The sequence below is a fragment of the Pseudarthrobacter sp. NS4 genome (genome assembly GCF_024758005.1).
Classification (GTDB): domain Bacteria; phylum Actinomycetota; class Actinomycetes; order Actinomycetales; family Micrococcaceae; genus Arthrobacter.
This window is the reverse complement of the sequence record NZ_CP103288.1, coordinates 4,104,177-4,128,829: the sequence shown is the minus strand read 5'-3', so window position 1 is coordinate 4,128,829 and position 24,653 is coordinate 4,104,177. Positions and strand designations below refer to the sequence as shown.

Sequence of the window (24,653 nt, the reverse complement as noted above, 5' to 3'; positions counted from 1 at the left end):
CGGAAGGAACATCCCGCCGCACCAGGAACGCGGGGAACGGGACTTGCCTACTGGATGCCGGCGAACAGCTCGTTCAGTTCGGCAGTCAGCTCCTTCTTGAGGGAAGGGGTGCCGATTTCCTTGCCGTCGATGCGGTTCACCGGAGCCAGCAGCCGGATGCTGGAGATCAGCCACACCGCGTCCGCATCCAGCAGGTCCTGGGGTTCCAGCGGACCGTAGCCCAGCTCCCAGCCCGCAGCCTTGGCTGCCGTGAACAGGGCTTCCTGGGACGTCCCGGCCAAAATCCCGCTGTCCAGCTGAGGGGTGATGAGGCGCTTGACGGAGGTGCCGTCGTCGGACTTTTCCACATGCGCCAGCAGCACGGTGGACGTGGGGCCTTCCAGAACCCGACCATCGGAGGAGTAGAAGATGACGTCGTCGGCGCCCTGCTTGTGTGCGTGGCGCAGTGCTGCCATGTTGACGGCGTAGGAGAGTGTCTTGGCGCCCAGGAGAAGCCACGGGGCGCGCTCCGCGGCATCGCTGTCGTAACCACGGTCAAGCAGGATCACATCGATGCCCGTTTCGCGCTGCCGGCGCCCAGCCGCCCCGACCGGCGATACCTGGACCCAGGCGGTGGGGGCTGGCGCGCCCTCGACGCCGCGGGTCACTACCAGCTTGACCACCAGCTCATCGTCCGAAGCAGCGGCGGGTGGGTGCTGTGACCCGTGTTCGGCAAGGCCCGACGCGATGGCGCGCCGCCACTCATCCTGGCCCGGAATCTTGAGGTCCAGCGCTTCGGCGGAACCGTCCAGCCGGTCCAGGTGCGCCTGCAGCTTCCGCACGGTTCCCCGCACCGCGAGCATGGTTTCAAAGATGCCGTCACCACGCGTGGCACCCTGGTCCGTGACCAACAGCTGGGGCTTGGAGGCATCGGCCAGCCGGCCGTCCGGGTAGGCGGGATCGAGGAAAACGAGAACCACGGGAGCTGGAGAGGTCATGGCTCCAGCTTAGTGCGGCGCCGCGCCGGATAAGCTGGGCGGAGTGCCCCGGCCGGAAACCGTCCGCCGGGAGCTCATCTTCCGGGGGTTCTCGTGTTGTGGCCATTTTCGCTTGCCGGTTCCGAGCCGACATGGATTGTGGTGCTGCTGGCCGTTGCCGACCTGCTGATCCGGGTGCTGGCCGTGGGCATCATCCCCGGCAACCGGCGGCCCACCACGGCGATGGCCTGGCTGCTGGGCATCTTCTTCGTCCCGTTTGTGGGCATCATCCTGTTCCTGCTGTTCGGCAACTTCCAGCTGTCAAAGCGCCGCCGGGAGCAGCAGCAACAGGTCAACGAGAGGGTACGCGCCGGTATCTCATCCCTCGCCGACGTCGAAAGCGACTACCCCGGCCCGGAATGGGTGAGGTCCGCCGCGGAGCTGAACCGCAGGCTTGGATCCCTGCCCATGGTGGATGGAAACGCGGTGGACCTGATCCCGGGCTACCCGGACTCCCTCCTGGCCATGACGGAAGCCGTACGGAAGGCGAAGAAGTTCGTCAACGCCGAGTTTTACATCATGAGCACGGACCACATCACGGACGACCTGCTTACCGCCCTGGAGGAAGCTGCCGAGCGGGGCGTGGAAGTGCGGGTGCTTTTCGACCATATCGGCACGCTCCGGGTGCAGGGGTACAAGAACCTCCTCAAGCGCCTCAAAGCCGGCAAAATCCAGTGGAAGCGCATGCTCCCGCTCCTGCCCATCCATGGCCAGTGGCGCCGGCCCGACCTCCGGAACCACCGCAAGATCATGGTGATCGACGGCGAAATCGCCTTCACGGGCTCCCAAAACCTGATCGAGCCCTCCTACAACAACAGGCGCCACCGCAAGGCCGGCCGCGAATGGGTGGAGCTGATGGCGTGCCTGCGCGGACCTATCGTCACCACCCTGAACGTTGTCTTCGCTACCGACTGGCTCAGTGAGACCGACGAGTCCCTGGAGCACCAGCTGCAGCTTCCGGCGAACGCCCACCCCGGTGACGTCACGGCACAGGTGGTCCCCAGCGGCCCCGGGTTCATCACCGAAAACAACCTGCGGCTCTTCAACACCCTGATCTATTCGGCGCAGCACCGGATCTCGATCTGCAGCCCCTACTTCGTGCCGGACGATTCGCTGCTTTACGCCATCACAACCGCTGCCCAGCGTGGCGTGGACGTTGAGCTGTTCGTGTCCGAGAAGGGGGACCAGTTCCTGGTCCACCATGCCCAGCGCTCCTACTACGAGGCGCTGTTGGAAGCCGGAGTCCGGATCTACCTCTACAAGGCGCCGTTCGTGCTGCATGCCAAGCACTTCACCATCGACGACGAAGTGGCGGTCCTGGGCTCCAGCAACATGGACATGCGCTCCTTCTCGCTCAACCTGGAGGTGTCCGTGATGCTGCTGGGCGCCGGGATCGTCACCGAAATGCGGGCCGTGGAGGACACCTACCGGGACATTTCCGAAGAACTTCGGCTCTCGGACTGGGTCAAGCGGCCGCTGGCCGCGCGGTACGTGGACAACGTGGCCCGGCTGACGGCAACCGTGCAGTAAAGCACGGAGATCTCAGTCCCGGGGAAACTCCGCGCCCAGCGTGGAGAGGACGCCGAAAGCCTTCGTCCTGATCTCCTCGTACTCCTCATCCGGCACTGAATCAGTGGTGATGGCACCGCCGACTCCGAGCGTCAGCTCCGCCATTCCTTCACCGTCCGTGCTGATCACCAGGGTCCGGATGGCGACGGCGAGATCCATGGCACCGTTCAGCGAGAAGTACCCGATAGCGCCGGAGTAGAGGCCGCGCGGGCCGCCTTCCAGCCGGTCCAGGATGGCCATGGTGCTGATCTTGGGCGCCCCGGTCATCGAGCCGGCCGGGAAACAGGCGGCAACTGCCTCGGCGCGGGATGACCCGGGGAGGAGGCGGGCGTCGATGGTGCTGACCATCTGGTGCACGGTGGCGTAGCTCTCGATAGCGCAGAGCCGGCTCACCGTCACCGAGCCGGGAACCGCAAAGTGGCTGAGGTCATTCCGCAGCAGGTCGACGATCATGATGTTTTCGGCCCGGTCTTTCAGTGACGTGGCCAGGTCGCTGCGCAGCCGGGCATCCTCTTCCTCATCAGCAGCGCGGCGGCGGGTTCCCTTGATCGGTTCGGCGCGCATGCCGCCGTCGGACGCTATCCTGAGGAACCGCTCGGGAGACGTGCTTGCCACCGTGAGGTTTCCCAGCCGGAGGAAGCTCGCGAACGGCGCGGGATTCCTGCCGCGAAGCGCAAGGTAGATGCCCCAGCCATCCAGCGGGTTGGCCGGGACGCGGGCCTCCAAGGTGGTGGTCAGGCACACCTCGTAAGTGTTTCCCTGGGCAATTTCGTGTTGGGCGGAGGCGATCTTTTTCAGGTATTCCGGGCCGGTGTCCCGGCTGGTAAATGCCGGTGCCACTGGGCGTACGACGCCGGTGCTGCCGCCGGCTTCACGCGGAGCACACGCTTCTTCCACGGCAGCCGCCGCCGTCTCCAGCCAGTCCCCTGCATCAGGGGCCTCCAGTGCCAGGAGCCACGCAGTTCCTTCCGCATGGTCCAGCACCACCGCCCTGCCTGCGAAAATCAGGGCCGCATCGGGTGTGGATGCGGGCAGGTCGGCGCCCCCGGTTTCGCGCTTGAGCTCGTATCCCAGGCACCCCAGCCACCCCAGCGTGAACTGACCCGGGTAGTCCTTGGGCGCCCGGACGGCCCGGCGGCCCCAGACGGTGTCCAGCCAGCGAAAGAACGGCCCGTTGACCCGGGCTGTCACGCAGCCCGCGCTGATGAGGCTCTCGCCGGAACGGTGGGTTACCGACTGCCCAAAGGTGCCGCCGTCGTCCGCCATGATGCTGAAGCGGCTGCGTTCGGCTGCGGTCCGTTCTGAGGGGTCCTTGCTGCCTGGGTGGAGACCGGCCGCCTCCGCGTTGGAGGAGTCCAGCCAGACGGCGTTGGCCGAACCGCCGTAGAGGGAGCGGAACAGGAGCGCGGAGTCCGGAAACCGGTCCAGCCGCTCAGACCGCAGCCGGAGGCCCCGGCGGGCGGACAGTTCGGGGGCCAGGACCGGGGCCAGCGCCGGAAGGTAGGGGAGGAGCTGCAGCAGGTCGGTAACCGCGGAGCCGTCCGCGAGGTTGTGCACGCGGACATCAGCGTGCTGCGGGACGTCGTCGCCGGCGAGCCATTCCGTCTCCTGCGCTGCCCACTGGTCCCAATAGGGTTCGTAGGTGGCGCCGTCGCGGTCCAGCGCCCGGGTCCGGCGCACATCGTCCGGTGATTCAGCCCAGATGACCGCGTTCAGGAGCGGACGGGCTTCGGCCGATGCCGCCCCCACTCCTTCGACGATGACGATCTCGGCGGGAATCGTGACCCGGGAGTCGCCGTCGTAATGCTTCTCCCAGTCCCAGCTGATCCAGGTTGCCGTCTCCCCGCGGCTCAGTGGGGTGAGGACCGTGGAGACGTAGCGTTCGACGCCGGCCGCGAGGCCGTTCCAGCCGGGGTAGATGTCCTCGAGGTGGAACAGTGAGACCTTGTGGTGCGCGCGCAGCCGGGCCGCCAGTTCGACGGCGAGGGTGGTCTTCCCTGCGCCCGAGCGCCCGTCGATGGCGATGATGACGGGGGCGGGGATCATGGATTAGAGCGTACCGTCTTCCTTGCCGCGCTTTCATCCTGCGGTTTTTGCGACGGTCCCCCGGGGCAGTTCAGCCTGCCGGGCCAGTAGTGCCGCCTGTCCGTTGTCGGAATGTCACAGGGTTTGCCTCTGCAGATGGAGGTCCTGGAGCAGCGCGGTCCTGATATGGTCCACGAGGCCCGGCAGGGCGCTGTTGATCTGGCGCCAGACGAGGTCGAAATCAGCGTGCCCGCCATACCAGGGGTCTTCGATGCCCTGGTCCAGCATGTCCCGGTCCGCAACGTTTGGATCGAAGCTGCGCAGCATGCGGATCTTGTCCAGCGACCCGCTGTCAGGGGCTGCTTCGCTCAGCCAGGCGTAGTGGTCGACGTCCAGGGCCAGGATCAAATCCCTTTCGCGGAACCAGTCGGGGATCCATTCCCTGGCAATGTGCAGCTCGGAGGCCAGTTGCGTGGCGGCCAGTCTCCGGGCAGCGCGGGGGTCGATGGGCCTGCCCGCCTCGTAGCCGGTAGTCCCGGCCGAGTCCACCTCCACCAGTCCATCCAGCCCCTCGCGCTCCAAGGCTGCCCTCAGCATAAGTTCAGCCATGGGGGAGCGGCAGATGTTGCCTGTACAGACGGCAATGACGCGGTATGGGCTCGACGCTGAGTTCATGAACGTAAGCATGCGCGCTAGTTGGCCTGCTTGGCTAGGGCTTGATTCACAAAAGTTGACAGGCTTGTAAAGAAGGATGACGAACAGCGGGATCCTCGGGGGGCGGGCCGGCTAATGGATCAGGGCAAGCAGGATTCCGACAGCGACAAACAGCACGCCAAACACCTTGCTGAGCACCAGCTGCCCGCGGGCGCTCTGCGTGAACCGCTGGAAGGACCTTGCTGCTGCCGCGAAAAAGAACCACATGACCAGGATGTCGATGGCCACGATGGTGGCGGTGAGCACCGCATACTGCGCGAAGAGGGGCTGTTCGGGCCTGATGAACTGCGGCATGAACGCCAGGAAGAAGACGATGGCCTTCGGGTTCAGCAGGTTGACCCACAGCCCGCGCCGGAAGATTGACCAGGCGGGTTCGTTCCGGAGTGCCGAAGCGTGTTCCTCTTCGATGGTTGGCTTGCTGAGGAACTGGCGGATGCCCAGGTATACGAGATAAGCGGCGCCAGCGTAGCGGATGACGTTGAAAGCCACCGGGGAACTGGCAACCAGCACGCCGACGCCCAGCGCGACGATCACCACGTGGACCACCAGGGCTGCCTGTTGCCCCAGGATTCCCCAGATCGAGCGCCTGAATCCCGCGTTCAAGGAGTTGTTCATGGTGTTGATGGCCCCGGCCCCGGGCGTGAAGCTGATCAGGGCGCCGGCGCCGGCCAGGGCCAGCCAGAGGGAAAATTGCACTTCCCAATCTTATGCGGGCCGGTGGCGGCTCACGCCCGGGCGATGACCTCCCCGTTGGGGATCAGGAACCAGCCGTCGTCGGTGGATCCCCAGCGGTGCCAGCCGGCGGAAATCCGCGCGAGATCTGCCGGATTAGCGAAGCCGTACTCCAGTGCCTGCTCCGCGAAAGCGGAGTGCAGCACCCGCTCGCCCCAGACGCGCGCCTGCCAGCGGCGCTGCTGCCCGGTGGCATAGAGCCAGTTGCTGCTGCTGGGGGCGACATCCGTAAAGCCCGCAGACTGCGCCCAGCTGACCAGGCGCCGCCCGGCGTCGGGCTCCGCTCCGTTCCGCCGGGCAATGCGCTGGTACAGGTCCATCCATTCGTCCAGTTCCGGAATGGCGGGGTACCAGCTCATGCCATGGAAATCAGCGTCACGCACGGCAACGATTCCTCCCGGCTTGGCCACGCGGCGCATCTCCTGCAGCGCTTCAACCGGATCGGTGAGGTGCTGCAGGACCTGGTGGGCGTGGACCACATCAAAAGTCCCGTCCTCGAAGGCCAGGTCATAGATGTTGCCGGCCACGAATTCCACGTTCGGGACTTCGCGCTCGACGGCGAGGGCCTGTGCCTGGCTGATGATGTCCGGTGAGCGGTCCAGGCCGGTGGCCTTTCCAGGGTTCACCAGGGCGGCGAAATCGCAGGTGATGGTGCCCGGGCCGCAGCCGACGTCGAGCACATCCGAGCCAGGGGTCAGGTGCGGAAGGACAAACGCGGCGGAATTCTCGGCGGTCCTGGCGGCATGGGCGCGGACCACCGATTCGTGGTGGCCGTGCGTGTAAACATCGTCTTCAGGCTGCTGGGCACTCATAACCAAACGCTACCCCCAACCGGATAGCGCCAAGTGGCATTTTCGGCCTCCAAAACCGCACTTGGCGCTACTGAGCCGGGGCAGGGCGGTTGATACAGGGCCGCCGGACGCTATCCGGCGGACGATTCTTCCCGCGCCGCCACCGTGGCTTCCACCATCGCCGTCATGAACCGGGAGACCGTTTCCAGCTCTTCCTCGGAGAAGTTGGCCATGGCAGTTCCCATCTGGCGTGCCAGCGGGCCGAAGATGGCACCGCCCTCCTGGTACGCCTTGGGGGTCATTTTCAGCTGGACCTGCCGCCGGTCGGAACTCTGGCGCTCGCGGACCACGTGGCCGGAGCTGTCCAACCTGTCAATCAGGGCCGTGGTGGCCGGTGAACTGAGGTTCAGCTCCTTGCGGAGGACTCCGGGCGTGACCACACTGCCCTTGGCGGTGTGGCGCATGATGACGGCCAGGGCGTTGAGGTCCGTCCGGTGCATGTCCTTGCGGCCACCGGCGGCATCCACGTACCGGTTGGCTTCGAGGGTGAATTCCTGCAGCAGCCGGACCAGGGGATGGGGGCCGCCGTTTGGCGCGGGGCCTGGCGGAGGAGTGGGCGCGCCGGATGGGTCATTGACTGCCATTGCCCACCTCCTCCTTTTTCTCCTGGCCCGTGCCGGAAACCAGCGGGCGTCCTGACGGATATTACTTCAGCAACGCAATGCGGACCCATCCAGGCAGAACAAGAAAAAGCTCGATCGGCATTTATCTCCATCATGGAGATAATCTATGCTGGAACAACGTTCCCCCTGTCCCGTCCGGAAGGCAGCATGAAATATCGCTCCGAAGGAAAGGAGCGCGCTCCGTTCTGGCTTCGCTGGCTCCTCCCCGTCATCCTGGTGCTCACCTGGCTGGCGCTCGCCGGCATCGGAGGGCCCACCTTTGGCAGGCTCGAAGAAGTGTCCTCGAATGACCAGGCCTCGTTCCTGCCAGCCAGCGCCGAGGCCACTGCGGCCCAGGACTGGCGGGCCAAGTTCCGGGATTCGGATGAGGTGCCGGGCGTCATTGTCATCGAGAACGCCGAGCCTTTCACTCCAGCCCAACTGGGCGAAGTGGCCGGCCTCCGGACGGAACTGGAAGAGCTGAAGCTTGGCAGCGCCGTCGTCGGGCCCATCCCGTCCGAAGATGGCAAGGCGGTCCAGTTCATCGCCCCGATCAGCGAGACCGCAGAAATCAAGGTAGCCGTCCAGGAGCTGCGGGATACGGTGGCGGAAGCGGCGCCGGCGGGCATGCAGACGTTCGTCACCGGTCCCGCAGGCCTGGCGGCTGACCTCACTGCCGCCTTCGCCGGCATTGACGGAATCCTTCTGCTGGTGGCTCTGACCGCGGTGTTCGTGATCCTCCTGATCGTCTACCGGTCGCTGCTCCTGCCCGTCATGGTGCTCCTCACCTCTGTCTTTGCGCTGTGCGCCGCCATCCTGCTGGTCTTCGGGATGGCCAAGGCGGGGTGGATCCAGCTGAACGGCCAGAGCCAGGGCATCCTCTCCATCCTGGTGATCGGCTCCGCCACCGACTATGCCCTGCTGTATGTGGCGCGCTTCCGCGAGGCACTGACCCACACCACCAACCGGACCGCCGCAGTGCTGGCCGCCTGGAAGGCCTCGTTCGAGCCCATCCTGGCCTCGGGTGCCATGGTGATCATTGCCCTGCTGTGCCTCCTCTTCTCAGACCTCAACTCCAACAAGGCGCTGGGTCCCGTGGCCGCCGCAGGCATCCTTTGCTCGCTCTTCGCCGCACTGACCCTCCTGCCCGCCCTGATGGCGCTCCTGGGCCATGCAGCCTTCTGGCCCTTCCGTCCCAAGCTGGTGCCGGCCGAGCAACGTGAACCGGAGCTGCTCACCGGGCTGGAGGGCCAAAAGGGGCTGTGGCGTGCCACCGGCTCGCTCGTGTCACGGCGGCCGCGGACCATCTGGATTGCCTCCGTCCTGTTGCTCGTGGCGGCCTCGGCCGGTGTCCTGCAGCTCAAGGCCAACGGCGTCCCGCAGACCGACGTCATACTCACCGCCTCCAACGCTGTGGACGGCCAGGACGCCCTGGCCCGCCACTTCGACGCCGGCAGCGGCAGCCCCGCCGTCGTGGTTGCGGACGAAAGCAAGGCCCGGGAAGTCCTGGACCGTGTGAAAGCGGCCGACGGCGTGGGGGACGCCTACCTGCTGGCGGAGGGAAGCGTCCCCATCACCGGAGCCCCCGGCGCCCCCAGCGAACCGGACGTCCGCGAGGGCAGGGTGCTGATCAACGCCACGTTCAATTCGGCGGCTGATTCACTTGAAGCCGAGGAAACCGTCAAGGCCCTGCGCTGGGAGGTGAAGGCGGTGGATCCCGGCGCGCTGGTTGGCGGCGTCACGGCCACCGCCCTGGACACCAACACCACAGCCCAGCGCGACCTGGTGATCATCATCCCGGTGGTCCTGGTGGTCATCCTCTTTATCCTGATGATGCTGCTGCGCTCGGTGGTCGCCCCGCTCCTGCTGGTGCTGTCCGTGGTGCTGTCCTACGCGGCCGCCATGGGGGTGTCCGCCTTTGTCTTCAGCAATGTCCTGGGCTTCTCCGGCGCCGACGCAACCGTCCCGCTCTTCGGGTTCGTGTTCCTGGTGGCCCTGGGCGTGGACTACAACATTTTCCTGATGAGCCGGGTCCGCGAGGAATCCTTGAAGCACGGCACCCGGCCCGGCATGCTGCGCGGCCTGGGCGTGACCGGCGGCGTGATCACCTCGGCCGGTGTGGTCCTGGCCGCGACGTTCGCCGCGCTGGGGGTCATTCCCATCATGTTCCTGGTGCAGTTGGCCTTCATTGTGGCCTTCGGCGTGCTGCTGGACACCGTGCTGGTCCGTTCCCTGCTGGTGCCGGCCCTGGCCTACGACATCGGGCCGAAGATCTGGTGGCCCGGCAAACTGTCCAGGCCTGATTCGGATGCGCGGGCTCCCGGAGTGCGGGAGCCCGAGGTTGAAGAGGTTTCCAGCCGCTAGCCTCATACCCTGGCTGCCGCCACCAGTCCACGGTGGCGGCGGCCACATCCAACAGTTTTTGTTAACGCTAACAAAAACCCCTTGCCTCTAACCTTTACAACGATGTAACGTGTGGGTCAGCCCACACCTTCCAGCCCGGTGCTTTAGCCCAGCACAGCCGGACGGCCGGCTATTTTCCAACGGCTAGGTCCAAAGGAGTGACGGTGAAGCAAGTTGATTCGCGCCAAATTCAGGTGACCCGCAGGCAACTACTGCTCGGAAGCGGGGTGCTCGCAGGGAGCCTGGCAATGGGAGCAAGCCTGACCGGCTGCGGAGGTGCGGCCCAGGCGGCCGCAGGGGACATCCGCTTCTGGCACCTGCTCTCCGGCGGAGACGGCATCAAGATGACCGCGATGATCGACAATGCCAACGCGCAGCACGCGGATTACCGCGTCAAACCCACCGTCCTTGCCTGGGGTGCGCCGTACTACACGAAGCTGGCAATGGCTTCTGCCGGCGGACGGCCGCCCGAGGTGGCCATCATGCATGCTGCAAGGGTGCCGGGCTATGCTCCCGGCGGGCTGCTGGATCCCTGGGACCTGGACCTGTTGGCGGAGTTTGGCGTGCGTCCCGAAGACTTCAGCTCCAGGATCTGGGAGAAAAGCCAGTTCGGCGGCCAGGTCTTTTCATTGGCGCTGGACTCACATCCGTTCGTGATGCTCTACAACACTGAGGTGGCGGCGAAGGCGAACGTCCTGGACAGCGACGGCCGCCTGGTGGGGATCTCCTCTCCGTCCCAGTTCCTCGAAGTGAGCCGCGAACTGCAGCGTGTAACCGGCAAGCATGGGCTCTCCTACGGATTCCTCGGTGACGGCGCGCAAATGTGGCGCCTTTTCTACACCCTCTACCGGCAGCACGGGGCCGACCTCGTCCTGGATCCCGGCAAACCCGTGCAAGCGGAGAGGGACGTGGCCATCGACTGCCTGGAGTTCATCAAAACGTTGCTTGATAACACCATCGCCACGAAAAGTGGTGACGGCGGCACGGCCATAGCTGAATTCGCCGGCCAGGGGTCTGGATTGCTGTTCACAGGCGTCTGGGAAATTCCGACAATGAAGGCCGCCGGGGTTCCGCTGGGGGCAAGCACCATCCCCACGCTTTTTGGAACGCCGGCTGCCTTTGCCGACTCGCATTCCTTTGTGCTTCCGCACCAGGCCAGGCTGGACGAAACCAAACGCCGCGGCGTGTACCAGTTTGTGGCCACGATGCTCAAGGGGTCCCTCACGTGGGCGGAGGCGGGACACATTCCCGGCTATCAGCCGGTGGTCAAATCCCCCGAATATGCGGCCCTGAAGCCGCAGGCGGACTACGCAAATGCAGCGGACATCATCAATTACGATCCCGAAGCATGGTTCACAGGTTCGGGATCCGACTTCCAAAGCTACTTCGCCGAGAACGTCCAGAACGTGTTCCTCGGGCGGGACAAGGCCACGGACGGCTGGGACGCATTCGTAAACCGCATCAACGCGGTCCTCGCGATGCCTAACCCGGTCTAAGCGCCGCCTGCACGCCGCTGTATCCGATTCGAGCATCGACCCGTTCGTGACAAAGGAGTCCCCATGAGCACAGCCACCTCAACATCGCCCGCACGGAAACCAGCAGGCGGCCAACCCGACCCCGTCCAACCACCCACCGCCAGAACGTCCCGGTCCCGGCGCGACAACATACATGGCTGGGCATTCTCTGCCCCCTTCCTGGCCTTTTTCCTGATGTTCCTGGTCTGGCCAATGATTTCCGGCGCCGTGATGAGCCTCACCGGACAGTCACTCACCGGAGCGAACAGCGGATTCATCGGCATGGCCAACTACACCGAGGCCTTCGCCGACACCGCAATGTGGCGGTCGCTGGGAAACACCCTGTACTTCACCCTGATCAGCACAGTTCCGCTGGTGGTCATCGCCCTGGCACTGGCAGCCCTCGTCAACATGGGCCTTCCTGCGCAATGGCTGTGGCGGCTCTCCTTTTTCTCGCCATTCCTGCTGGCTTCCACCGTGGTGTCGCTCTTTTTCACCTGGATGTACAACCCGGAGCTGGGCCTGTTCAACGATTTCCTGGCGAAACTCGGGATGCCGCCCGTGGCGTGGCTCAATGATCCCTCAGTGGCGATGTGGGGTGTTGTGATTGCGACCGTCTGGTGGACTGTGGGCTTCAATTTCCTGCTGTACCTGGCAGCGCTGCAGAACATTCCGCACCAGCACTATGAGGCGGCCTCCCTCGACGGTGCAGGTGGCTGGCGCCAGTTCTTCTCGATCAGCCTGCCGCAACTTGGCCCTACCACAGTGATGATCGTCATCCTTCAGGTCCTCGCGTCCCTGAAGGTCTTTGACCAGATTTACCAGATGACCGGAGGTGGACCGGGCGGAGCAACGCGTTCAATCGTGCAGTACATCTTCGAAGCCGGGTTCACGGGCTACCGCTTGGGCTACTCGGCTGCCATTTCCTACATCTTCTTCGCCCTGATCCTGCTCATCGCGCTGGCCCAGGTCTTCATCGCACGGAAAAGGAGCGCCTAGCCATGGCAACCACAGCACTTTCCAGGCCTGCACTCCAGCCAAGGGGCTTTGCCGAAACCCGTTCGAAGCGCCGCTCAAAAACGCCGCTGTCCCGAGCCCTGGCCACAGCTTTGGTGACCGTCCTGGCCGTCGTGTGGCTGGTGCCGTTTGCGTGGGCTGCGGTAACCGCCCTGAAGAGCGAGACGGGCAGCATCAACTCCCATCAGCTGGATACCGGCCTCCGGATTCACCCTCGATGCCTTTGCGAAAGTACTGCAGAGCGGCAATATCCCCACGTGGACGCTTAACTCGCTCTTTACGTCCGCAGCAATCACGGCCATCACGCTGGTGATTTCGGCATCAGTGGCCTACGCGATTTCGAGGATCGACTTCCGCGGCAAGAGGATGCTCATGGGAGTGATCGTCGCGTCCATCATCATTCCGCCGCCGGTCCTGATCATCCCGCTGTTCCAGCAGATGCAGTCGCTGAACCTGATCGACACGTATTGGGCACTGATCCTGCCGCAGGTGATCCATTCGCCGATGGTGTTCGTGCTCAAGAAGTTCTTCGACCAGGTGCCACGTGAACTTGAGGAAGCGGCACTGATGGACGGTGCAGGCCGGTTGCGGATCTTCATGACCATCGTGCTGCCGCTGTCCCGGCCCATCCTCGCGGCCGTCGCGATCTTCGTGTTCATTGGGGCCTGGAACAACTTCCTGTGGCCGTTCATTGCCACGAACGAGAGCTCGCTGCTGACCCTGCCCGTTGGCCTCCAGACCATCAAGAGTGCCTACGGCATCCAGTACGCGCAGAACATGGCCTCGGCACTGCTAGCCGCCCTGCCCCTCATTGTGGTGTTCCTGTTCTTCCAGCGCCAGATCATCAGGGGTGTGGCAACCACCGGCCTTGCTGGAACGTAGGCCATCCGGACCTTGATTGAGGCGGGATATGAACGGGACGCCACTTCCGGCCTTCGCTCTGTTGGTGAAAATGCCCGCTGGCTAAACTGCGAGTGCGCCCGCATGGACGCGGAACTCAAAGGAGAGATGCCACATGACTGAAAATCGACCCGAGGAGGAGCCCCGCAGGGGAAGCACCGCCCCTGGAATGGAAGGTGAAGGTGGCCAGTACATGGATGGTGACTACGGCGACGCCGGCACCGTGGATACCCCGGCGGAGAGCCTGGAGGCCGGCCAATACCCGGACGGCGATTACGGTGATGCAGGCACCACCGGTTCCGCCAGCCCCGAGGACGCTGGCCGCGAGCGGCTGACGGAGGGCCAGGTGAACACCACCGCCGAAGAGCGCGGCCCCCTGCATGGCGACCCGGACGCCGAACGGTAAGGCGCCCTGACACGACAAGTCCGGCGAAGCAGCCCGGCGGCGGTTCTCCTACAGCGAAACGGGAGAACCGCCGTCGGACGTCCTTAAGCGAAAAAACCTTGCCGGATCAACGAAGTAGAGCATTCGGAACCTGCAATGAATCATAAAGTTGAGCGTACTACGCTCAAGTTTTGTTGACATCGCCGGAGCCCTGAGTAAAGTTGAGTGCAGAACGCTCAATAGTGGGCGCCAGCAAGTTTCCAAGGAAAGAAGGAAGCAACACATGTCACGTGCAGTAGGTATCGACCTCGGAACCACCAACTCCGTCGTCTCCGTTCTCGAAGGTGGCGAGCCCACCGTTATTGCCAACGCCGAGGGTGGCCGCACCACGCCGTCCGTCGTTGCGTTCTCCAAGTCCGGCGAGGTCCTGGTCGGTGAAATCGCCAAGCGCCAGGCCGTCAACAACATCGACCGGACCATCGCCTCGGTCAAGCGCCATATGGGGACTGAGTGGACCGTCAACGTTGACGAGAAGAAGTACACCCCGCAGGAAATCTCCGCGCGCATCCTCATGAAGCTGAAGAACGACGCCGAGTCCTACCTGGGCGAAAAGGTCACCGACGCTGTGATCACCGTTCCCGCATACTTTAACGACGCCGAGCGCCAGGCCACCAAGGAAGCAGGCGAAATCGCGGGCCTCAACGTCCTGCGCATCGTCAACGAGCCCACCGCCGCAGCCCTCGCGTACGGCCTGGACAAGGGCAAGGAAGACGAACTCATCCTGGTCTTCGACCTCGGCGGCGGTACCTTCGACGTCTCCCTGCTGGAAGTCGGCAAGGATGAAGACAACTTCTCCACCATCCAGGTCCGCTCCACCGCCGGTGACAACCGCCTGGGCGGCGACGACTGGGACCAGCGCGTTGTTGACTACCTGCTGAACCAGCTCAAGGTCAAGGGCATCGACCTGTCCAAGGACAAGATCGCCCTGCAGCGCCTCCGCGAAGCTGCCGAGCAGGCCAAGAAGGAATTGTCCTCCTCCACCAGCACCAACGTCTCGCTCCAGTACCTGTCCGTCACCCCCGACGGCCCGGTCCACCTGGACGAGCAGCTGACCCGCGCCAAGTTCCAGGACCTCACGAAGGACCTGCTGGAGCGCACCAAGAAGCCGTTCCACGACGTGATCAAGGAAGCCGGCATCAAGCTCTCTGACATCAACCACATCGTGCTCGTGGGTGGCTCCACCCGTATGCCGGCCGTGTACGAACTGGTCAAGGAGCTCGCCGGCGGCAAGGAGCCCAACAAGGGTGTGAACCCTGATGAGGTTGTGGCCGTTGGTGCAGCCCTGCAGGCCGGTGTCCTGAAGGGTGAGCGCAAGGACGTCCTGCTCATCGATGTCACCCCGCTGTCCCTTGGCATCGAAACCAAGGGTGGCGTGATGACGCACCTGATCGAGCGGAACACTGCCATCCCCACCAAGCGGTCCGAGACCTTCACCACCGCAGACGACAACCAGCCGTCCGTGGCCATCCAGGTCTTCCAGGGTGAGCGTGAGTTCACCCGCGACAACAAGCCGCTGGGCACGTTCGAGCTGACCGGCATCGCGCCGGCCCCGCGCGGCGTCCCGCAGGTTGAGGTCACCTTCGACATCGACGCCAACGGCATCGTGCACGTCTCCGCGAAGGACAAGGGCACCGGCAAGGAACAGTCCATGACCATCACCGGTGGAACCGCCCTCTCCAAGGAAGACATCGACCGCATGGTCCGTGACGCCGAGGAGCACGCAGCAGAGGACAAGGCCCGCCGCGAGGCAACCGACACCCGAAACAGCGCCGAGCAGCTCGCCTACTCCGTGGACAAGCTGATCGCCGACAATGCCGACAAGCTGCCGGAAGAGGTCAAGACCGAGGTCCAGGGCGACGTCGACGACCTCAAGAAGGCGCTCGAAGGCACCGACGACGCCGCAGTGAAGTCCGCTTTCGAGAAGCTGCAGGCATCCCAGACGAAGCTGGGCGAGGCCATCTACGCCCAGGCCGGTTCTCCTGACGGTGCCGGTGCTGCCGGTGCCGAGGGTGCCCCGGGCTCCGCTGGTTCTGACGGTTCCAAGGCTGACGAGGACATCGTGGACGCCGAGATCATCGACGAAGACGAAGCGAAGAAGTAGCCATGCCACACCACGGTAACGAGGAAGAGCACATCTCATCCCCGGGCCAGGAGGGCAAGGGCAACAGCCAGGAACCGGTCATCCGGGACAACCGCAAGGTTGACCCGGTGACCGGCGAGGCCCGGCACCCGGAGGGCGGCCAGTCCGCCCCCGAGGCCGGTGCTGCAGCCCAGGATTCCGATGGTGACGCGCTCGCGCAGGCCGAGGAGATCCTCAACGGCATCGAGGTGCCAGCCGAGGAATCCGTGGCCCAGGGAGTTTCGGCGGGATCAACCGCTGCCGAGGCAGCCGAGCTGAAGAACGACCTGCTCCGGCTGCAGGCCGAGTACGTCAACTACCGCAAGCGCGTTGAACGCGACCGGGCCGTGGCAGGGGAAATGGCCGTCATCGGCGTCCTGAACTCCCTGCTTCCGGTCCTGGACGACGTCGACGCCGCCCGGCAGCACGGAGACCTGACCGACGGCCCCTTCGCCGCGATCGCCACCAAGCTGGAGAACGCGCTGAAGACCTACGGCCTGGTCCGCATCGACGAAACCGGCGTGGAGTTCGATCCCACGATCCACGAAGCCCTGATCCAGCAGCCCGGCGATGACATCGAGGTTGACACCGTCAGCCAGGTGCTCCGCTCAGGCTACAAATCAGGCGAACGCGTCCTGCGCGCAGCACAGGTTATCGTCGCTGTACCTGCTTAGCATTACCCGGTGGTTGAGCTTGTCGAAACCCGGTTTCGACAAGCTCAACCACCGACCCGTAACTTTTGAAAGGAAACGCCATTGGCTAGCCAGGATTGGGTGGACAAGGACTTTTACAAGATCCTTGGTGTTGCCAAGGACGCTTCCGACGCCGATATCAAGAAGGCTTACCGGAAGCTGGCCCGCGAGCACCACCCTGATACCAACTCGGGGAATACTGCTTCCGAAAAGAAGTTCAAGGACATCTCCGAGGCTTACTCCGTGCTCTCGGATCCCGATGAGCGCCAGCAGTATGACGCCATCCGTGCCATGGGTGGCGGTGCCCGCTTCGCTCCCGGCGGTGCCGCCGGCGGCAGTGCCGGGTTCGAGGACATGTTCGGTGGCTTGTTCACCGGTAACACCGGCCGGCACGCGGGCGGGTTCAACCCCGCTTCCGGCGGCATTCCGCCTGAATTCGCGGACCTGTTCGGCGGAGGCTTCGGCCAGACCGGCTTCCAGCGGGGACCGCAGAAGGGGGCGGACCGTACTGCCTCCACCAGCATCTCGTTTTCAGGGGCCATCCGCGGCACCACCATCGGTTTGCGGGAGCCCAGCGGCGAAGTCATCGACGTCCGCGTGCCCGCCGGCATCAAGGACGGCCAGAAGATCCGCGTCCGCGGCAAGGGCCAGCCCGGCCAGGCGGGCAACGGCGACCTCGTGGTCACCGTTTCGGTCAAGCCCCACGAGTTTTACACGCGCGACGGCGACAACCTCCGTATCCACGTCCCCGTCACTTTCCCGGAGGCTGCCCTGGGCGCCGACATTGAGGTGCCTACTATCGACGGCGACAAGGTGCGGGTCCGCGTTCCGGCCGGGACGCCGTCGGGCCGTACTCTACGGGTCAAGGGCAAAGGCGTGAAAACGTCGAAGGCGACCGGTGACCTGCTGGTGACCATCGACGTCGCCGTTCCCAAGAACCTGAACAAGGATGCCGAAGCCGCAGTCAAGGCGTTTGCCGAGGCCACGGCCGGTGCCGATGTCCGAGAGGGCCTGGCCGCCAAGGCCCGGTTGTAGGAGCGGAGGTGTTCTGTGGACATCAGCGCTGACCAGCCCATCTTCGTGATTTCGGTGGCGGCTGAGCTGGCGGACATGCACCCCCAGACGCTCCGACAGTATGACCGGCTGGGCATCGTCTCACCCAGCCGCGCCCCGGGGAAGTCCCGCCGCTACTCCCAGCGGGACGTCAACATGCTCCGCGAGGTGCAGCGGCTCTCGCAGGAGGGCGTCTCGCTGGAAGGGATCAAGCGCATCCTGGAGCTCGAGAACCAGGTGGCTGCCCTGCAACGCCGCGTCTCCGAACTGACTGAGGAACTTATGCGACGCCCGCAGTCCTTCGATTCACGCATTTTCGCCGCAGGCGCGGCCGGCGATGTGGTGAGCCTGGCGCGCGGCCAGCGGCCGCGGCCGAGGTCGCAGGCTGTGGTGCTGTGGCGGCCCCGGGCTATCGGACAGTAGGTGCCGTGAGTACCTGCCGTTTGGTGTCGAACGAAAATAGAGTACCGACTACTCGTGACGGTTCAGCCCCCTGAAACTTGAATGGAACCACCGCTGGATCAGCAGTGGTTCCAAGTTTCTGGGGGTTTTTCCATGTGTGCTTCTCAAAGCAAGGCCAGGCCGTGAGCCCGGGGATGGCTGCGGTGTCCGCGTTCAGCGGCTCCCTCCCCGGCCAGCTCCTGCTCGCCATCGGGCAAACGATCGTGGTGGTGTGCGTCTGTTTCGACATGGTGCGTGCACTGTCGGTCCCGCGGTCGCACCGGCGCTACGTGGCCAGCACCGTCTTCCGGACCCTTGCCATCCCATCGGTCGTCGCCAACGGCGTGACGGTCCTCATCGCCCTGGTGGTGGCGTCCTGGATTGACGTGGTCATGGGCATGTTCGTTCTGGTGGTCATCATCTTCCGGCTGCATCATGACAAGGACGAGGACAACTGGTGGAAGGGCAAGGGCAAGAAGCTCGCCCGCTGGGCGCGCCGGCAGTTCGCCGGCCGGACCGCCGCCGCGCCGGCGATGGGGTAGCGGCGGCCGGACCGGCATCTGGCCGGTGAGCCAGCCCGGAACCAGGCCCTGGTCACTTCAACGCCACAACAAGGAGAGCCTGGAGGGGCACTGCAACTGCTCCGTGCCGGTCCGTGAAGGGACGGAGGACTTCCTCGGCTCCTTCCCGGATTTGGGCATATTGCTCGAGGGAGACCCTGTTCATTAAAGGGGTGCTTTCCACTTCGGCCGAGACAAAATCAGCCGCTGACGTGTATCGGGCTGTCCCGGTGCGGGGATGCAGGTTCTTGATTGTCAGTCCTGCTTCACTAAAGAGTCTGCGCATTCGTCCGGTATCGCCCCAAGCCCAATACGCATCAAGCAGGGACATGGCCTGAGTCCCGGCATGTCTCCCTACCAGCTTCACGAACGCCCCGTAGGCGGGCTGGTCCTCAAGCCGCGCCGGGACCACGGAGGCGATCGTACCGCCGGCAGAGGTGACCCTGCGCATTTCCCTCACAGCAGCCAACGGGTCCGGGAAGAACATCAGCGCCATTTGGCACAGCACGACGTCGAACTCCCCATCGGCAAACGGCAAAGTCCCGGCATCTCCCTGCACCCAAGTGATGCCGGGAGCCGTGCGGGCCGCTACCGTGAGCATGGCCTCATTGATGTCCAGTCCGGTCACATAAGATGGGCCGGCAATATCGGCGGCACGCCGGGCCGCAATACCGGTCCCGCAGCCCACATCAAGAACCCGCTGCCCCGAAGCGACGGGTGCTTCATCCACCAACACATCTGCCCACTCAGCAAACACGGCGGGCACAAAACGCTTTTCATAGACCTCCGCTGCAGCGAGATCGAGATGGAATGCCTCAGATGTTGTCACCCTTATCACCTTTCTGAATAGTCCTTTAAGGTGGCTACTTCAGTCCAGAATCCCGCGCCGCGGTTGAACCGTCATCCGTGCATGCACCTATTTCCAGCCCTTTGGCGGCAGGTGAGCAGTAAAATCAGGAATGGCCTCCGCTGACGAGCACCTGCTCCATGAGGGCCGCTTGGCTCTCGACGCCGGGGATTGGCTTCGTGCCCGTTCACTGTTCACTCTCGCCCTCCAGACCCAGGCAGGGCCCGAAGCGGTGCACGGGTTGGCCAGGTCGGTCGAATGGGATGGGGACTTCGACGCTGCTGTCCGCCTCTATGAGAAGGCGTTCGTGATGTACCGCCGGCAGGGCCAGGTAAGGCTGCCTGCTCTCATTGCGGCCCGTGAATTGAGCTTTCTCTACGGCGCTGTCTATGGGAACAGTGCAGTCGCGGACGGGTGGCTGACAAGGGCAGTCAGCCTGCTCGTTGAAGCCGGCCCGTGTGTGGAGACAGGCTGGGTGCAGCTGGCCGAATGCCTCGTCACGCACGATCCTGCCCGGATGCGGGAAAATGCAGCCGCAGCCCGGGGACTGGGCCGTCGTTTGGCTGACCCTGACCTCGAACTGTGTGCCTGCAGCTATGAGGGGTTGTCGTTGGTGCTTGATGGCCGCGTTGCCGAGGGAATGCGGCTGGTCGATGAAGCGGCAGCCGGGGCGATGAGCGGTGAGGTCAGGGATTACCAGGCCGCCGGCGAAATCTATTGCAAGATGCTCCTGTGCTCCGAGCTAACCCTCGATGTGCAGCGCGCAGAGCAGTGGATGGAAGTCGCTGAGGGATTTCACCATCGCGTCCATGCAGCATGGGTACCCGCCATCTGCAGCATGCATTACGGGGGGATCCTCACGGCTGCCGGCCGCTGGTCTGAGGCTGGGGATCGCTTGACATCGGCGATCAAAGGATACGACAGCAGCTTTCGCGCCCTGCGCTCGGCGGCAGTGGCCCGGCTCGCTGATCTTCGGTTGAGGCAGGGCCGGCTCGATGAAGCTGCGGACCTGCTGAAGGACTGCCAAGGCGATTCCGCTGCAGTCCGTCCTCTGGCCCGGCTCTCCCTGGTCAACAACGAACCCGATATCGCCGCCGGGATCCTCCGCCGTTATTTGGCAGTTTCAACTGCATCACTGCTCCTTGCTCCCGAAATTGCATTGTTGGCCGAGGTCGAACTGGCCGCGGGGCGCGTCAACAATGCAGCCGCTTTGGGTGTCAGGCTCCGGGCAATCGTCCCTGCCGTGGCATCGGCCCAATACGCAGCTATGGGCGAGTACACAGCCGGGATAGTGACGTGGACCGCGGGGGACGCTGCCGCCCGCCCGCATTTGGATGCCGCAGTGGAATTGTACGGTGAGGCCGGCCTCCCGCTCGAAGAGGCCCGCGCCCGCCTTGCACTGGCGAAGGCATTGAGTCCAGCAGAACCTGAGCTCGCGGTGTTGGAAGCACGGACCGCGATGAAAGAATTCCAGCGGCTCGGTGCCAAATATGACGTCGACGCGGCCGTGCAGCAGCTTCGGCGGCTCGGACATCCCTCCCGCAACGCAGTTCGGCTTGGAGGACCTCTGACGGCGCGCGAATCGGAGGTATTGCAGCTCATCGGAGAGGGGTACTCCAACGGGCGGATTGCAGGGCGTCTCTTTATCAGCAAGCGGACAGTGGAGCATCATGTCAGTTGCATCCTGGCCAAGCTGGGCCTTCAAAGCCGCGCCGAGGCACAGGCCTACGTCAGTCGAAAGGTCAACGGATAAGCCTCTTTCGGTTCCGGGAAGTGGCCCGCGGTGGGCACAAGGGCGCCAGCGGCAAGGCATTCCACCACTCGCGCTGCGGGTTGCGGATGCCTTATCGGGCGCTGACCCGGCCGCCTGATCACCAAATATCCTAACCGTTGATGACCTGCGGTACGCCGAGGGCTTTGAGGCCTTCGACGCCGAATTCGAGGCCGTAGCCGGATTGTTTCGCGCCGCCGAAGGGGATGCGGGGGTCCACGGCGCCGTGTTTGTTGATCCAGACGGTGCCGGCCTGGATGCGGGCTGCGACTTCGCGGGCGGCTGGGAGGTTGGAGGACCAGACGGAGGCGCCGAGTCCGACGTCCAGGGCGTTGGCCTTTTCCACTGCTTCATCCACTGTGCTGTAGCGGATGATGGGCAGGGCCGGGCCGAACTGTTCTTCGGCGACGAGGGGGTTGTCGTTGTCGATGTCGGCTACGAGGGTGGTGGGGTAGAAGTAGCCGGGCTGGCTGGTGTCCGGGTTTCCGCCGAGCAGGATCCGGGCGCCGGCCTCGCGGGCTGCGTTCACGAGGTTCGCGACGACGTCGTACTGTGCCTTGTTTTGCAGGGGGCCCAGGACGTTGTCCTCGTCGAGGCCGTTGCCCATCGGCATGGCGGCGGCGACGGCCGTGAGCTCGTCGCAGACGGCGTCGTAGATGTCTTCGTGGACGTAGAGGCGTTTGAGGGCGGCGCAGGTTTGGCCGGTGTTGATGAAGGCGCCCCAGAACAGGTCAGCGGCGATGGCTTTGGGGTCGGCGTCGGGCAGGACGATGCCGGCGTCGTTCCCGCCCAGTTCCAGGGTGAGCCGCTTGACGGTGTCCGCTGAGGATTTGATGATGGCTTTGCCTGTGGCGGTGGAGCCGGTGAACATGATCTTGCCGATGGCGGGGTGGTTCGTTAGGCGGGCGCCGACTTCGCGGCCGCCGGCGACGACGGAGAGGATGCCGTCCGGGAGTTCTTCATTCAGGACGTTGACCAGCGCCAGGACGGACAGCGGGGTGTATTCGGAGGGTTTGACGACGGCGGCGTTGCCCATGCGGAGGGCGGGGGCGATCTGCCAGACGGTGATCATCATCGGCCAGTTCCACGGGCCGATCGCGCCGACGACGCCGATGGGCTTGTAGTGGAGCTCGGCCCGGGTCTGGCCGTCATCGACGATGGTTTCCGCCTCCAGCGGGATGGTCGCCGCAGCCCGGAGCCAGGCTGCGCAGGCGCCGACTTCGAACCGGGCATTGGGGCCGTTTAGGGGTTTGCCCTGCTCGCGGGAGAGCAGCTGGGCGAGTTCCTCTGCGGAGCGTTCGACGGCGTCGGCTGCCTTGAGCAGCGCGGCGGACCGGGCGTCGTGGCCCAGCGCGGCCCATCCCGGCTGGGCGCTGACGGCACCGGCGACTGACTGCTCGAGGTATTCGAGGTCGTGGACCGGGGCCTCACCAACCGCTTCGCCCGTTGCCGGGTTCAGGATGGTCCGGGTGGGGCCGGCCGTCGGGGTAATGGACGCAAGAAGCGCATCATAGGTTTCCAAGAGTTACTCCACTTCGAGTAGGCAAGGGCGCCAGCCGGACGGCTTAGCGGGTTGCTTCCCAGTCTGGGTTACCGACGGGCCGGGACTCTTGTCTTTTGGCGCAGGACGCTTGGCGTGGAGGGAACGGGAGGGGTTGCAGGCAAGCGTGGGTTCGCATACCTAATCATGAGTTGTTCAAATCAAGTGTGTAGAGATGAAGGCAGGCCACCGTACCCTTGAGTGCCACGCGGGTGAACAATCCACATGACTTTCCAGATCGAACGCCCCGTAGCCACGGCAGACGCGGCCGCGCCCACCAACAGGGTGCCGCGCGGAGGCAGCTACATCACGTGGCGTAGGGGTCGGCGATGCCGATGTATTGGGTGGTGGTGTATTCGGCGATGCCTTCGGTGCCGCCTTCGCGACCGAGTCCGGACTGTTTGACGCCGCCGAAGGGTGCGGCGGCGTTGGAGATGACGCCGGCGTTGAAGCCGACCATGCCGAATTCGATCTGTTCGGCCACGCGCAGGAGCCGGTTGAGGTCGCGGCTGTAGAGGTAGGAAGCGAGTCCGTATTCGCTGGCGTTGGCCAGCCGGATGGCGTCTTCTTCGGTGGCGAAGGTGGTGACGGGGGCGACGGGTCCGAAGATTTCCTGGCCCAGGATCGCGGCGTCGTTGGGGACACCGCCGAGGACGGTGGGCTGGTAGAAGTAGCCTGGCCCGTCCACGGGTGCACCGCCGGTGATAGCGGTGGCTCCGGCGTCGACGGCGGCGGTTACGAGGGCGTGCACGTCATCACGTGCCCCGGCATCGATCAACGGCCCCACTTGGGTGGCGGGTTCGGTGCCGCGGCCGGTGGTCAGGGCGCCCATCGCGGCAGCAAACTTGGCGGTGAATTCCTGTGCGACGGATTCGTGGACGAGGAACCGGTTGGCGGCGGTGCAGGCTTCGCCCATATTGCGCATCTTGGCCGCCATCGCCCCTTCGACGGCGGCATCGAGGTCGGCGTCTTCGAACACGATGAACGGGGCGTTCCCGCCCAGTTCCATGGAGGTGCGGAGCACGTTCTGGGCGGCGTCGGCCATGAGCCGTTTGCCGACCGGGGTGGAGCCGGTGAAGGAGACCTTGCGCAGGCGGGAGTCTTTCAGCAGCGGCCCGGAGATCCCGGAGGCGGAGGCGGAGGAGACGACGTTGAGGACTCCGGCGGGCAGGCCGGCCTCCATCATGGTCTGCGCGAACAGCTGCGATGTCAGTGGAGTGAGTTTGGCTGGTTTGAGGACCATGGTGCAGCCGGCGGCCACGGCGGGCGCTACTTTGCGGGTGGCCATCGCCAGGGGGAAGTTCCACGGCGTGATCAGCAGGCACGGGCCCACTGGCTTGTGCTGGACCAGGATCTTGTTCCTGCCCTCGGGGGAGGTGAGGTAGCGGCCGTAGTCACGGACGGCTTCTTCGGAGAACCAGCGCAGGAACTCCGCCCCGTAGGTGACCTCGCCGCGGGCCTCGGCCAGCGGTTTGCCCATTTCCAGGGTCATCAGCAGGGCGAAGTCCTCGGCCCGTTCGGTCACCAGGTCAAAGGCGCGGCGCAGGATCTCAGCGCGCACCCGTGGCGCGGTCCGGGCCCACGCCGCCTGCGCGGCGTCGGCCGCGTCCAGGGCTGCGATGGCGTCTTCGCTGGTTGCGGAGGCGAGGGTGGCAAGTACCTCCCCGGTGGCGGGGTCGTGCACGTCGAACGTGCCGCCGTCGGACGCTTCCCGCCACTGCCCACCAATCAACAGGCCGGTAGGGACGGACGCAAGCAGGGAGGCTTCACGCTCGGACGAAATGGCAGGGGGAAGCGCGGTGGAGGTGGTCATGCAGGATCTCCTCGGGAAGTTTTGGGGTG

General features: G+C 64.8%; 20 protein-coding genes and 1 pseudogene. 12 read left to right on the top strand and 9 right to left on the bottom strand.

All coding sequences use genetic code 11. The features are described 5' to 3' along the window. Nucleotides 1–47 precede the first annotated feature (47 nt). Nucleotides 48–977 (bottom strand): aminodeoxychorismate lyase, encoded by a 930-nt coding sequence (locus tag NXY83_RS19385; protein WP_258803824.1) that lies wholly within the window; start codon nucleotides 975–977, stop codon nucleotides 48–50. A 93-nt stretch (nucleotides 978–1,070) separates the two neighbouring features. Here NXY83_RS19385 and cls point away from each other — a divergent pair, with 93 nt between their 5' ends. Further along, on the top strand, nucleotides 1,071–2,546 hold the full coding sequence (gene cls / locus NXY83_RS19380) for a cardiolipin synthase (RefSeq protein WP_258803823.1): 1,476 nt from the start codon (nucleotides 1,071–1,073) through the stop codon (nucleotides 2,544–2,546). Nucleotides 2,547–2,558: 12 nt separating this feature from the next. Here the strand turns inward: cls and pabB are convergent, their stop codons facing one another. The 5 genes from pabB to NXY83_RS19355 all read right to left on the bottom strand — a co-directional run bounded on the left by pabB (nucleotide 2,559) and on the right by NXY83_RS19355 (nucleotide 7,491). Beyond that, nucleotides 2,559–4,631 (bottom strand): aminodeoxychorismate synthase component I, encoded by a 2,073-nt coding sequence (pabB, locus tag NXY83_RS19375; protein WP_258803822.1) that lies wholly within the window; start codon nucleotides 4,629–4,631, stop codon nucleotides 2,559–2,561. Between the two features lie 114 nt (nucleotides 4,632–4,745). Next, on the bottom strand, nucleotides 4,746–5,285 hold the full coding sequence (locus NXY83_RS19370) for a low molecular weight protein-tyrosine-phosphatase (RefSeq protein WP_258803821.1): 540 nt from the start codon (nucleotides 5,283–5,285) through the stop codon (nucleotides 4,746–4,748). 111 nt (nucleotides 5,286–5,396) lie between these two features. Next, entirely contained in the window at nucleotides 5,397–6,020 is a 624-nt protein-coding gene (locus NXY83_RS19365; RefSeq protein WP_258803820.1) for a LysE family transporter, read from the bottom strand. A 29-nt stretch (nucleotides 6,021–6,049) separates the two neighbouring features. Then, on the bottom strand, nucleotides 6,050–6,868 hold the full coding sequence (locus NXY83_RS19360) for a methyltransferase domain-containing protein (protein ID WP_258803819.1): 819 nt from the start codon (nucleotides 6,866–6,868) through the stop codon (nucleotides 6,050–6,052). A gap of 110 nt (nucleotides 6,869–6,978) precedes the next feature. Beyond that, entirely contained in the window at nucleotides 6,979–7,491 is a 513-nt protein-coding gene (locus tag NXY83_RS19355) for a MarR family winged helix-turn-helix transcriptional regulator (RefSeq protein WP_258803818.1), read from the bottom strand. 186 nt (nucleotides 7,492–7,677) lie between these two features. On the opposite strand from NXY83_RS19355, the gene NXY83_RS19350 reads away from it, so the two are divergent. The 10 genes and pseudogenes from NXY83_RS19350 (at nucleotide 7,678) to NXY83_RS19305 (ending at nucleotide 18,635) form a co-directional block, all read left to right on the top strand. Then, the gene (locus NXY83_RS19350) at nucleotides 7,678–9,873 is read left to right on the top strand and encodes an MMPL family transporter (protein ID WP_258803817.1); all 2,196 of its coding nucleotides are present in this window, start codon (nucleotides 7,678–7,680) and stop codon (nucleotides 9,871–9,873) included. 203 nt (nucleotides 9,874–10,076) lie between these two features. Continuing rightward, nucleotides 10,077–11,408: an extracellular solute-binding protein gene (locus tag NXY83_RS19345; protein WP_258803816.1), complete on the top strand. Its 1,332-nt coding sequence runs from the start codon at nucleotides 10,077–10,079 to the stop codon at nucleotides 11,406–11,408. A 63-nt stretch (nucleotides 11,409–11,471) separates the two neighbouring features. Then, nucleotides 11,472–12,425, top strand: coding sequence for a carbohydrate ABC transporter permease (locus NXY83_RS19340; protein ID WP_258803815.1), 954 nt, complete (start codon nucleotides 11,472–11,474; stop codon nucleotides 12,423–12,425). 2 nt (nucleotides 12,426–12,427) lie between these two features. Beyond that, nucleotides 12,428–13,325 (top strand): annotated as a pseudogene (locus NXY83_RS19335) (carbohydrate ABC transporter permease). Between the two features lie 133 nt (nucleotides 13,326–13,458). After that, nucleotides 13,459–13,749 (top strand): hypothetical protein, encoded by a 291-nt coding sequence (locus NXY83_RS19330; protein WP_258803814.1) that lies wholly within the window; start codon nucleotides 13,459–13,461, stop codon nucleotides 13,747–13,749. 262 nt (nucleotides 13,750–14,011) lie between these two features. After that, entirely contained in the window at nucleotides 14,012–15,889 is a 1,878-nt protein-coding gene (gene dnaK, locus NXY83_RS19325; RefSeq protein WP_258803813.1) for a molecular chaperone DnaK, read from the top strand. 2 nt (nucleotides 15,890–15,891) lie between these two features. Then, nucleotides 15,892–16,581: a nucleotide exchange factor GrpE gene (locus NXY83_RS19320; RefSeq protein WP_258803812.1), complete on the top strand. Its 690-nt coding sequence runs from the start codon at nucleotides 15,892–15,894 to the stop codon at nucleotides 16,579–16,581. 81 nt (nucleotides 16,582–16,662) lie between these two features. Next, nucleotides 16,663–17,634 (top strand): DnaJ C-terminal domain-containing protein, encoded by a 972-nt coding sequence (locus NXY83_RS19315; RefSeq protein ID WP_258803811.1) that lies wholly within the window; start codon nucleotides 16,663–16,665, stop codon nucleotides 17,632–17,634. A gap of 15 nt (nucleotides 17,635–17,649) precedes the next feature. Beyond that, nucleotides 17,650–18,075 carry a heat shock protein transcriptional repressor HspR gene (locus NXY83_RS19310; RefSeq protein ID WP_309484104.1) on the top strand — a complete coding sequence of 142 codons (426 nt, stop codon included), beginning with the start codon at nucleotides 17,650–17,652 and terminating at the stop codon, nucleotides 18,073–18,075. Nucleotides 18,076–18,248: 173 nt separating this feature from the next. After that, nucleotides 18,249–18,635, top strand: a complete 387-nt coding sequence (locus NXY83_RS19305; protein ID WP_258806359.1) for a hypothetical protein — start codon at nucleotides 18,249–18,251, stop codon at nucleotides 18,633–18,635. Nucleotides 18,636–18,687: 52 nt separating this feature from the next. Here NXY83_RS19305 and NXY83_RS19300 read toward each other — a convergent pair whose 3' ends face one another. Then, nucleotides 18,688–19,482: a class I SAM-dependent methyltransferase gene (locus NXY83_RS19300; RefSeq protein WP_258803810.1), complete on the bottom strand. Its 795-nt coding sequence runs from the start codon at nucleotides 19,480–19,482 to the stop codon at nucleotides 18,688–18,690. A gap of 130 nt (nucleotides 19,483–19,612) precedes the next feature. Here NXY83_RS19300 and NXY83_RS19295 point away from each other — a divergent pair, with 130 nt between their 5' ends. Next, complete coding sequence (locus NXY83_RS19295) at nucleotides 19,613–21,253, top strand: LuxR C-terminal-related transcriptional regulator (protein ID WP_258803809.1); 1,641 nt, start codon at nucleotides 19,613–19,615, stop codon at nucleotides 21,251–21,253. A gap of 130 nt (nucleotides 21,254–21,383) precedes the next feature. Here NXY83_RS19295 and NXY83_RS19290 read toward each other — a convergent pair whose 3' ends face one another. Beyond that, complete coding sequence (locus tag NXY83_RS19290) at nucleotides 21,384–22,793, bottom strand: aldehyde dehydrogenase family protein (RefSeq protein ID WP_258803808.1); 1,410 nt, start codon at nucleotides 22,791–22,793, stop codon at nucleotides 21,384–21,386. Nucleotides 22,794–23,118: 325 nt separating this feature from the next. Then, the gene (locus NXY83_RS19285; RefSeq protein ID WP_258803807.1) at nucleotides 23,119–24,624 is read right to left on the bottom strand and encodes an NAD-dependent succinate-semialdehyde dehydrogenase; all 1,506 of its coding nucleotides are present in this window, start codon (nucleotides 24,622–24,624) and stop codon (nucleotides 23,119–23,121) included. Between the last annotated feature and the right edge of the window lie 29 nt (nucleotides 24,625–24,653).